The following is a 9,701-nucleotide window of genomic DNA, read 5'->3' as shown; positions in this document are numbered from 1 at the left end:
GGGCCAGGCGTGGCGCGCGCTTTTCCATCTCGGAGACCCAAGCCTTCAACGGCTGTTCAGCCTGGGCACGGTTGGGGGCATTGAACATCTCTCGTATGCGTGCAGCCACTTCCGCCTGCATCGCTTTGCGGGGCACATAGGCCTGGGCGTTTTGCTGCCGGTGGCACTGGCATCGCTGCCACGGGACCCCGCCGAAAACCGCCTGTCGCGCAGCCCGCAGCCCGGCATGGTCATCGCCGACAATCCACTGCACGCCCCGCACCCCCCGCGCGCCACCAGGCACTGCAAGAACTGCCGCCAGTGGACTTCCTGCTCGCCCAAGGCTACCTCCACGCCCAACACCCGCCGGTGGCCATCCGCCCACACCTTTCCCTACCGCCACCAACACGGCCGCATCCCGGATCTGCCCATCCACGCGCACATGCTCATAGGGAGCCTCCAAACAGAGATAGCGACAAGGCTGTTCACCCAAGGGCCGTCCCCGCCAGGCCTGCAGAGTTTCGTCCAGGTCTTGGGCCGCCCGGCTCACCATGGTCGAGGAAACTTCGAACCCCAAGACCTCTTCGACCAAAGCCGCGACTTTGCGGGTGGACACCCCATGGACATCCATCTCGGCCAGGATAAGCCACGCCGCACGCTCGCTCGCCTCCCTTTGGTTCGCACGGAGGGGTAGAAAGCACCCTTGCGTACCTGGGGTACCCGCAAGGCCAGGGCCCCCCAACCGCGTCTTGAGGGTCTTGGGCTTGAAGCCATTGGCTTGATCGCGGTGCTCCGGTGTGCGTTGGTAAGGTTCGGCTTGAAGATAGGCCTGGCCCTCGGCCAGCATGAGCAGGTTGAGCAACCGCTCCATGAGCAGACGCAAACCATCTTAGGCTTCGGTAAACAGCAACGTCAATAACGGGTCGGGACTGAGAGACACCTTTCCCTTCCCCACCGGCGCCTTGACCAAGTCGTAAGCAAGGGGCAAAGTATAACACCAGGGGGACATACCCCCTCCCTTTGCTTGCTCAGTGGATAGAGCGTCGGCCTCCGGAGCCGAAGACCCGCGTTCGAGTCGCGGTGGGGGCATCCCCAACGCCCTGCCTTTCCCGGCCAGGGCGCGCTTTTTAACCGGCAAAGCGCCACAAGCCCTGCGCCTTCGCCCACGCCACGGCCTGGCGAAACTCTTCCGGGGTGATCCGGCGGTTGATTTCCGCGTAACGCCCGGCACTCACCTCCCCGGCAGGATAGTATTGCGCCATCAAGTTCACACAGGTATCCGGGGAGATCTCCGAGGCCAGGAACCGCATGATGGCGCGGGTCTCCTCCAAAAGTCCGGGCATCACCAGGTGACGCACCAACAAACCCCGTTTGGCCAGGCCATGCTCGTCCAGTTGCAAATCCCCTACCTGGCGGTGCATCTCCCGCAACGCCTGGCGCGCCACCTGAGGGTAATCGGGCGCCTTGAGGTAACGGCGGGCGGCCTGCGTACTCCACACCTTGAAATCCGGCATGTAGATATCGACCACCCCATCCAGCAGCCGCAAACTCTCCAGGCCATCATAAGCCGAGGTGTTGTACACGATGGGCAGCCGCAGGCCCTGCTCGACAGCCAGAACCAAGGCCTCCAAAATCTGGGGGACGACATGCTCCGGGGTCACCAGGTTGAGGTTGTGTACTCCCTCCTCCTGAAGGGCAAGCATCAGCGCGGCCAGTTCCTCGGCGGTCACCTCGCGGCCCTGCCCCCGATGGCTGATCTCCTCGTTTTGGCAAAAGACGCAGCGCAAATTGCACCAGGCAAAGAAAAGGGTGCCGCTGCCTCGCCAGCCGCGCAGGCAATCCTCCTCCCCAAAATGAGGGAAGGCACTGCTCACCACAGCGCGCCGCCCGGTGCGGCAAACGCCCCGTTCGTCGGCTAGGCGGTTCACGCCACAGGCGCGGGGGCACAAGCGGCAGGCGGCCAATGCTTCCTGCGCCCGGGCAGCCCGTCGCTGAAGTTCGCCGCTTCGATACAAGCGCAAGTAGGCCGGTTCAAACGCCTGCGATGGGAGAAGGAAAGGGGTGCGTTCCATGACCGCGGCGGTACGGTTCTAAACCCTCATTCAAGCAGGCCCTCCAAGAGGTGCACCGTCATCTCCCCGCGTTCCAGGTCGATGCGCAACACCACTTCGTCAATGGCCGGGAGCAGGATCTCCGCTCCGCCTTCTTCAGGCTCGACGATATACACATCGTTGGCCCCGGTTTCCAGAATCTCCACCAGGCGCCCCAGGGCCACGCCCTCATCGGTGACCACCCGCAGACCCAACAACTGGTGGAGATACACCTCCCCCTCATCCGCCGGAGGGGCCTCCTCGGCGGGCACGGCGACCAGCATGTTGCGCAACGCCTCCACCTGATTGCGGTCTTCATACCCCTCAAAGGCCACCAGGAGCAAATCCCGATGGGGGCGCACCGAGCGGATGGTCAGCGGCACCCGCCGGGGGCCGACATACACCACGGCGCCTGCCCGGAAACGCTCGGGGAAGTCCGTAAGCACTTCCATCACCATCTCCCCCCGGATGCCGTGGGGGCGACGCAGTTTTCCCACCGCCAAATACAAAGGCTCGCCCTGGGGCGAGCCTGCGTTAGACGGTAAACGATACGAACGAGCCACGCGTTGCGTTCTCCGAAGACTCATTGGGGCTCCACCACCTCTAAGCGAACCCGTTTGCCACTGCGCGCTGCGGCGATCTCCAGCAAAGTGCGCATGGCGTTGGCCACCCGACCTTTCTTCCCGATCACGCGGCCCATGTCCTCCTGCGCCACCTGCAACTCCAGGACCAGCAGGTTGCCGCGCTGGACCTTGCGCACCGAGACCTCGGTGGGGTCATCCACCAGCGAACGGGCGATGTATTCCACCAACTCTTTCACAGGATTCTCCTTGCTCGACGCCCCATCACCCCACCTGAGTGGTCTTGGGGTTGGCCTGGAACTTGGCCTGGGCCGCAGCGGCTTCCTCGAGCAACTTCTCTACCGGCTCGCCCCGCTTGAAACGCTCATAGCGCTCATGGAAGCCGATCATCCGGAAAATCTTTTCCACCGACTCCGAGGGCTGGGCGCCCTTGCTCAGCCAGTCGTACACCCGGTCTTCCTTCAGCACCACGGTCGGCGGATTGGTGCGAGGGTTGTAATGCCCCAAAATCTCCAGGAACTTCCCATCGCGCTTGGCGCCCTGCGGGGCTGCCACAATCCGATAACTCGGCTGATTTCGCGCACCTACGCGGCGTAAACGAATACGGACCATAAGGTTTTCCTCTCCTTCCAAGGGTTCAACCAATTCTCGCTGGCCTGCGGGGGAGAGGGAGACGGGGAAGGAACCGTCGGCCGCCCGCAGGTTGCGGTATTCACGGCGGTCTATTTTACCTTAAAGCCCCCTAACTTGCAAAGGGAAACCGCCGCCCTCGGTGTTAGAACAGGCCCGGAAAGCCTCGGAGCCCCGTCTTCTTGAGATGCTTCATCAAGCGACGCATCTCCCGATATTGCTTCATCAAACGGTTCACTTCCTCTACCGTGGTGCCGGAACCGCGAGCGATGCGGCGCCTCCGGCTGGCGTTGAGGATGTCGGGGTGTCGGCGCTCCTCAGGGGTCATGGAGTTCAGGATGGCTTCCACCCGCTTCAATTGGCGTTCGGCTTCCTGGGGCGAAATCTGGCGCGCGGCCTTTCCCCACTGGCCGGGGAGCATCTCCAGAATCTGCCCCAGGGAGCCCAGACGACGCAACTGACGCAACTGAACGGCAAAATCCTCCAGGGTGAACTCGCCCGAAAGCATCCGTTCGGCCTGGCGGGCCGCCTCTTCGGCGTCCAGGGCCTGCTCGGCGCGCTCGATCAGCCCCAGCACATCGCCCATCCCCAGGATGCGCGAGGCCAGACGCGCGGGATCGTACACCTCCAAATCCTCAACCCGCTCCCCGGTGCCCAACAGTTTGATGGGCACGCCGGTGACCGAACGGATGGAAATGGCTGCGCCGCCCCGGGCATCGCCATCCATCTTGGTGAGCACCAGCCCGGTGAGGGGCACGGCGTCGCGAAAACTTTCGGCCACCCGTACCGCCTCCTGGCCCACCATGGCGTCGACCACCAACAACACCTCGCTGGGCTGAACCCGCTCGGCCATGGCGCGGATTTCGTCCATCAGCGCCTCATCCAACTGGGAGCGGCCCGCCGTGTCCACGATGACGGTATCAAAGCCCCCCTGAGCGGCCTTTTCCCGGGCGCGGGCGGCCAACTCCGGCGGCGGCGTCCCCCCTTCATGGTACACAGGGACATCCAACTGTTGGCCCAGGGTCTGCAACTGCTGCACGGCCGCCGGGCGGTAGGGGTCGGCCGCCACCAGCAACACCCGCTGCCCCTGCTGCTTCAAGCGCAAAGCCAGTTTGGCCGCCGTGGTGGTCTTGCCTGAGCCCTGCAACCCTACCAGCATCACCACCCGGGGGCGAGGGCCTTTGAGGTTCAACGGGGCGGCATCTCCCAGCGTGGCGATGAGTTCTTCGTTGACGATTTTGACCACCTGCTGGGCGGGGTTCAACGCCCGGCTCACCTCACGCCCGATGGCCCGTTCGCGCACCCGAGCGAGGAAATCCTTGACCACCTTGTAATGCACATCGGCTTCCAGCAGCGCCAGGCGCACCTCGCGCAAAGCCGCATCCACATCCTGCTCGGAGAGTTTCCCCCGGCGGCGCAAATTCTGAAAAACCGTGTTCAACCGTTCGGTCAAAGTGTCAAACATGTCATCCCTCAACGCACAAAGTGGCCTGCTTCGACCCTTCGATTGTAGCCTGAGGCAAGGAAGGGGTCAAGGTTCCTCTGCCATCGACCTTACAACCTTTCCAACTTGACAGTTAACTGTGGTTGTGCTACATTTGAGCCAGCCCTGCTGCTGCACATGTTCCCACGCATGCTTCACCTAAGGAGGGAAGCCTTGGCCAAATCCCGCACTCAACAACTGGTTGACCGCCTGCGTGAATTACAGGCTTCTTCGCCCGACATTGAAGCCTCGGCCGTGGTGAGCGTTGACGGCCTCACCATTGCCTCGGCCCTGCCCCAGGGCATCGAAGAAGACCGCGTGTCCGCGATGTCGGCCGCCATGCTGAGCCTGGGCGAACGCATCGCCTCGGAACTCGGACGGGGCGCGCTGGAGCAGGTTTTCATCAAAGGCCAGAACGGCTATGTCGTGCTGATGGCCATCGGAGAAGAGGCCGTGCTCACCGCTTTGGCCCGCGACCAGGCCAAGTTGGGCCTGATTTTCCTCGACATGCGCCGAGCAGCCGAAGATATCGCCAAATTCATCTAAAAGGGCAGGGAACCATGGACCCCATCCCCAAAAGCGGTTTGTACTACCCCAACAAAATCGCCCGGATCACTCTGGAGGCTCTGGAAGAGGTGATGGGCCCTAACGGCCTCAAGGCCATCCTCAACCTGGCCCATCTTTCCCATCTCATCGATGATCTTCCACCGGACAACTTAGAGAAAGCCTTTGACTTCGCCGACTTCTCGGCCCTCAACCTGGCGCTGGAAGAGATGTACGGCCCGCGCGGAGGCCGGGCATTGGCCCTGCGAGCAGGGCGAGCGGCTTTCTCTGAAGGTCTGCGCAATTTCGGCGCGCTAGCTGGCGTGGGGGATCTAGCCTTCAAAGTACTACCTCTCCAAGCCAAATTGCGCATCGGCCTCTCGGCCATGGCCAAAATCTTCAGCCAGTTCAGCGACCAAATATCCACAGTGGAAGAGCAAGAACACGTGTACGTGTACACCATCCACCGCTGCCCGGTCTGCTGGGGACGCCATGGCACCTCCGATAAGCCGGTATGCTTCATGGCCGTGGGCCTGCTCCAGGAAGGTCTGAAATGGGTCTCCGGTGGAAGCGAATTCCGCGTGGATGAATCCAAGTGCATTGCCAAAGGCGATGATGTCTGCGAATTCATCATTCACAAAGAACCTCTCAGTTAACCCTTCCGAAGGCGTAGGCCCATGGACATCCCAGCAAAGACCCCAGCCAAACTGCTGATCATCGAAGACGACCTGGATGTGGCTGATATGCTGATGGCCTACTTCCAGGTGCAGGGCTACGAGGTGCAGACGGCGAACTGGGGTGAAGACGGCATCCGGCTGTGCCAGATAGCCCATCCAGACTTAGTCATCCTGGACATTCGCCTGCCGGACATTGACGGCTTCGAGGTCGCCAGGCGCCTGCGCCAAAACATCCACACAGCCCGCATCCCCATCATCTTTCTCACCGAGAAACGCGAACGCGCCGACCGCCTGCACGGGCTGGAACTGGGGGCCGACGACTACATCACCAAGCCCTTCGACCTGCAGGAACTCCGTTTGCGGGTGCGCAATGCGTTGCGCCGCGCCCGCATGGGCCCCCTGGCCAACCCGGTGACCAACCTCCCCGAGGGGCCGGTGGTGGATGAGCGCCTGCAGATGACCCTGGAAAGCGATCAGCCCTGGGCGCTCATCGGCGTCGCGCTGCGCCACCTGGATGTCTTCCGCGACCGCTATGGCTTCATCGCCGCCGACGATGTGCTCCGCGCCATCACCTTGATGCTCCAAAACGCGGTGCGGGATATGGGGAACAAAGACGACTTCCTCGGCCATCTCTCGGCCACCGATTTCATCATCATCTCCACCCCAGACCGTCTCCCTAATCTGGAAACGCGCATCCGTGAGCGGCTGACGCAATCCATTGACTACTTCTACCCCCTGCAAGACCGTGAGGCGGGCAACTTCGGCCCCCACAAACTCAGCGCCCGCATCACCACCCTGGACCCCACTCAAGGCCCCTTCTCCTCCCTCGAAGCCCTCAAGGCCGCCCTGGGCGGTACCCCCCAAAAAGGTTCAACAGCTTGAGTCTGGTCATCGTGCTTCCGACCTACAACGAAGCGGAGAACCTCCCCCGGTTGGTCTCCGCTTTGTTCGCTTTAGACCTGCCGCTGCGCGTGCTGGTGGTGGACGACAACAGCCCCGACGGCACCGGCGAGATCGCCGAAGCCCTCAAAGCCCGGCATCTGGGACGCCTCGAGGTTCTCCATCGCACCCGCAAAGGCGGGCTGGGGCCGGCCTATCTGGCCGGCTTTCGCCGCGCGCTGGACTGGGGCGCCGAAGCCGTGGGCGAAATGGACGCCGACTTTTCCCATCCTCCGGAGCGCCTGCCGGTGATGTGGCACACCCTGCAAGAGGGTTACGATTTGGTCATCGGTTCCCGGTATGTACCGGGAGGCGGTGTGGACGAACGCTGGCCCTTCTGGCGCAAAGCCCTTTCGGCCTTTGGCAATTTTTATGCCCGTACCATCCTTAACCTGCCCATCCGCGATGTCACCGGCGGATATCGCCTGTATCGCCGCCAGGCCCTGGAGCGTCTCCCCTTAGCGCGCGTCCGCTCGACAGGGTATGTGTTCCAGGTAGAACTGGCCTACCTGGCCCATCTGCTGGGCCTGCGGGTGGCCGAGGTGCCCATTTACTTTGCCGACCGCCGCTGGGGGGAATCCAAAATGACGCTGCGCATCCAAATCGAGGCCGCCTTCCGGGTGTGGCAACTGAGGCGAGCCTACCGCGATCTCCGTCGCCCTACCCCTTAGCCTTGCCCTCCCCCACCAGCCGTTGCACAAACAAAGCCGTCAGGCGCTGCCATTCCTCCATGTTCAGGCTCTCCGCCCGACGGGTAGGCTCGATGGCCGCCTGACGAAGCACTGCCTCGACCTCCTGCTTCGTCAGGCCCAGCCCCGCGCTGAGGGCATTGCGCAGGTTCTTCCGCCGTTGGGCGAACCCCGCCCGGGCCACGCGAAAGAACACGGGCAACTGCGCCTCGGGCACGCGCGGCTCGGGATACATCTCCACCCGCACCACCGCCGATTCCACCTCGGGCAAGGGGTAAAACGCTCCGCGAGGGACGCGCGCCACCACGCGCGGTTCTCCGAACACCTGGACACTCACGCTGAGCAGGCTCATCTGCCCGGGCGTGGCCGTGATCCGCGCCGCCACCTCACGCTGCACGGTGAGCACCATGCGCCGGGGCCGTCGGCGCGCGGTGAGCAGGTGGCGCACCACCGCCCCGGTGATGTAATAGGGCAGATTGGCTACCACCAGGTACGGCTCATCCCCCATCAGCGCCGCCGGGTCCTGGGCCAGGATGTCGCCGAAGATCACCTCCACATGGGGGTAGGGATGCAGCACCCGCTCCAACACCAGGCGGAAACGCGGGTCCACCTCCACCGCCACCAGCCGACGGCAATGCGGCGCCAAGGCCACGGTCAAACTGCCCACACCCGGCCCCACTTCCAGCACCTGAGCCCGGGGGGACAGGTCCGCCGCCTCCACAATGCGGCCCAACGCCACAGGGTCCACCAGAAAATGCTGCCCCAGGCGCTTGTCCGGCGTCAGGCCGTACTGACGCAACAACTGGGGGACATTCAAGGCAGAATCCATAGGATGTTCTCCGGTGGAGGGGGCGGGGCGAGAAAATACACCATAACCCACTGGTGCCAGGACACATAATTGTCGTCATCGTACCCCAGGTCGATCCAGGGGCGCCCCGGAATCCCGCCGCCGATGTCGCCAATGACGCCCACTCCGTAACCCGGAACATACACCTGCATACCGTTCATCGCATAGAACCAGGAACGCACCACAGCCACGATGCCCTTGTGCAGCACGCGGCCGCTGGCCGTGATGTCATTGCAATACCCGGTTCCCAGGCGGCAGGGGGAGTACGAAGTGGCATAGACCCGCACCGCCCGCCAGTAGCGGATGGGCCCGGCAGGGGTATCCAAAGTGCGAATGACGATTTTCGTGCCGTAGCCGATGATGCGGTCTTGCGGAGGCCGGGCCACCCAGGTCGCCTCGACCTGCCGGGCAACCTCTTTGCCGTTTTCGTAGCGCACCCGCACCCGCCGCACCTCGATCCCCAACGCCCCCTCCTGCACCACCTTCATGTGGTCAATTTCCAGGTCGGGCACCGCCTCGTAGCGCACCTCATAGGCCAGGGGGCGCTGTTCTAAGAGCACCTCCTCCCGAACCTGCACCACCTCCACATTCGGTTCCTCTTCGGCCAGCGGGGCGTCGGGCAGCGGGTTGCTCAAATCCAGCCCGGTCAACGCCATGCCGCCTTCGGCGAGGGCCTGGCCCACCGTGGCCGCGGCGCTCCACAGTTGCGCCTCGCCCTGGGGCGTGCGCACCGTCACCGCCCGCGAGGGCCGGTAACGCACCGCCGAGGCCCAGGCGTGAGGGGTGATCGTGGAGGGGAAGAACACGGCGTTCACCCGCCAGCGCCAGCCGGCCTCCCAGGCCGCCTGGCCCACCGTGGCGGCGGTGGTGAACACCTCCCGCGGGCCGTTGGGCGTGTAAAGGCGCATCGGCTCCGCCCGCACCACCTGCAGCACGGCGCAATCCTGGGGCGCAAAGGGGTCCACCAGGCGACCGTCGCAGCGCACCCGGTCGCCGGAGAACAGCGGCGCGCCGCCCGCCGCCACCACATCCGCCGGGAAGGGGGAGCGCTGCGGCGCCAGACGCGCCTGCCCATCGGCCCAGACCCGCACCCAGGCCGTGGGCTCCGCCTCGGCTGGGGGCGCCGGCGGCGGAAGCCAACTCCACAGCAGCAACAGCCCTCCTCCCACCAGGGCCCACAACAACCCGAGGTAGGGCAACCCTTTTCGCCAGCGTTCGCCCATATCCTCCACCCGGCAGAGCA

General features: G+C 64.0%; 12 protein-coding genes. 4 read left to right on the top strand and 8 right to left on the bottom strand.

Annotated features, from left to right (window positions below; all coding sequences use genetic code 11):
• From G4O04_02455 to ffh, 6 genes are all read right to left on the bottom strand, one after another.
• Positions 1-862: IS256 family transposase (locus G4O04_02455; protein ID HEY57398.1), on the bottom strand; the 862-nt coding region annotated here is incomplete at its 3' end.
• Between the two features lie 244 nt (positions 863-1,106).
• A complete protein-coding gene (locus tag G4O04_02450) occupies positions 1,107-2,051 on the bottom strand; it encodes a radical SAM protein (GenBank protein ID HEY57397.1) in 945 nt (314 codons plus the stop codon).
• Positions 2,052-2,077: 26 nt separating this feature from the next.
• A complete protein-coding gene (gene rimM / locus G4O04_02445) occupies positions 2,078-2,656 on the bottom strand; it encodes a 16S rRNA processing protein RimM (GenBank protein ID HEY57396.1) in 579 nt (192 codons plus the stop codon).
• The gene (locus tag G4O04_02440; protein HEY57395.1) at positions 2,653-2,889 is read right to left on the bottom strand and encodes a KH domain-containing protein; all 237 of its coding nucleotides are present in this window, start codon (positions 2,887-2,889) and stop codon (positions 2,653-2,655) included. The genes rimM and G4O04_02440 overlap by 4 nt, the downstream gene beginning before the upstream one ends.
• A gap of 25 nt (positions 2,890-2,914) precedes the next feature.
• Positions 2,915-3,262 (bottom strand): 30S ribosomal protein S16, encoded by a 348-nt coding sequence (gene rpsP / locus G4O04_02435; protein ID HEY57394.1) that lies wholly within the window; start codon positions 3,260-3,262, stop codon positions 2,915-2,917.
• Positions 3,263-3,425: 163 nt separating this feature from the next.
• Positions 3,426-4,745, bottom strand: coding sequence for a signal recognition particle protein (gene ffh, locus G4O04_02430; protein ID HEY57393.1), 1,320 nt, complete (start codon positions 4,743-4,745; stop codon positions 3,426-3,428).
• A 168-nt stretch (positions 4,746-4,913) separates the two neighbouring features.
• Between ffh and G4O04_02425 the strand changes: the two genes are divergently transcribed.
• Genes G4O04_02425 through G4O04_02410 form a run of 4 tightly spaced genes read left to right on the top strand, consistent with a single transcriptional unit; the run spans position 4,914 to position 7,593 of the window.
• A complete protein-coding gene (locus G4O04_02425) occupies positions 4,914-5,309 on the top strand; it encodes a hypothetical protein (protein HEY57392.1) in 396 nt (131 codons plus the stop codon).
• Positions 5,310-5,323: 14 nt separating this feature from the next.
• The gene (locus tag G4O04_02420) at positions 5,324-5,962 is read left to right on the top strand and encodes a 4-vinyl reductase (protein ID HEY57391.1); all 639 of its coding nucleotides are present in this window, start codon (positions 5,324-5,326) and stop codon (positions 5,960-5,962) included.
• A 21-nt stretch (positions 5,963-5,983) separates the two neighbouring features.
• Positions 5,984-6,865 (top strand): response regulator, encoded by an 882-nt coding sequence (locus tag G4O04_02415; GenBank protein HEY57390.1) that lies wholly within the window; start codon positions 5,984-5,986, stop codon positions 6,863-6,865.
• Entirely contained in the window at positions 6,862-7,593 is a 732-nt protein-coding gene (locus G4O04_02410; protein ID HEY57389.1) for a polyprenol monophosphomannose synthase, read from the top strand. The genes G4O04_02415 and G4O04_02410 overlap by 4 nt, the downstream gene beginning before the upstream one ends.
• Here the strand turns inward: G4O04_02410 and rsmA are convergent.
• The gene (gene rsmA / locus G4O04_02405; protein HEY57388.1) at positions 7,583-8,440 is read right to left on the bottom strand and encodes a ribosomal RNA small subunit methyltransferase A; all 858 of its coding nucleotides are present in this window, start codon (positions 8,438-8,440) and stop codon (positions 7,583-7,585) included. The two genes, G4O04_02410 and rsmA, sit on opposite strands and share 11 nt — an antisense overlap.
• Positions 8,425-9,681 (bottom strand): hypothetical protein, encoded by a 1,257-nt coding sequence (locus G4O04_02400; protein HEY57387.1) that lies wholly within the window; start codon positions 9,679-9,681, stop codon positions 8,425-8,427. Before G4O04_02400 ends, rsmA begins: the two co-directional genes overlap by 16 nt.
• Positions 9,682-9,701: the final 20 nt, after the last annotated feature.

It is taken from the genome of Anaerolineae bacterium, from assembly GCA_011176535.1.
Classification (GTDB): domain Bacteria; phylum Chloroflexota; class Anaerolineae; order Anaerolineales; family DRMV01; genus DUEP01.
This window is presented reverse-complemented; position numbering and strand designations above follow the sequence as displayed.

Coding starts and splice junctions, on each gene's coding strand:
- G4O04_02450 (HEY57397.1), bottom strand. CDS start 2,051: ATGGAACGCACCCCTTTCCTTCTCCCATCGCAGGCGTTTGAACCGGCC.
- rimM (HEY57396.1), bottom strand. CDS start 2,656: ATGAGTCTTCGGAGAACGCAACGCGTGGCTCGTTCGTATCGTTTACCG.
- rpsP (HEY57394.1), bottom strand. CDS start 3,262: ATGGTCCGTATTCGTTTACGCCGCGTAGGTGCGCGAAATCAGCCGAGT.
- ffh (HEY57393.1), bottom strand. CDS start 4,745: ATGTTTGACACTTTGACCGAACGGTTGAACACGGTTTTTCAGAATTTG.
- G4O04_02425 (HEY57392.1), top strand. CDS start 4,914: ATGCTTCACCTAAGGAGGGAAGCCTTGGCCAAATCCCGCACTCAACAA.
- G4O04_02420 (HEY57391.1), top strand. CDS start 5,324: ATGGACCCCATCCCCAAAAGCGGTTTGTACTACCCCAACAAAATCGCC.
- G4O04_02415 (HEY57390.1), top strand. CDS start 5,984: ATGGACATCCCAGCAAAGACCCCAGCCAAACTGCTGATCATCGAAGAC.
- rsmA (HEY57388.1), bottom strand. CDS start 8,440: ATGGATTCTGCCTTGAATGTCCCCCAGTTGTTGCGTCAGTACGGCCTG.
- G4O04_02400 (HEY57387.1), bottom strand. CDS start 9,681: ATGGGCGAACGCTGGCGAAAAGGGTTGCCCTACCTCGGGTTGTTGTGG.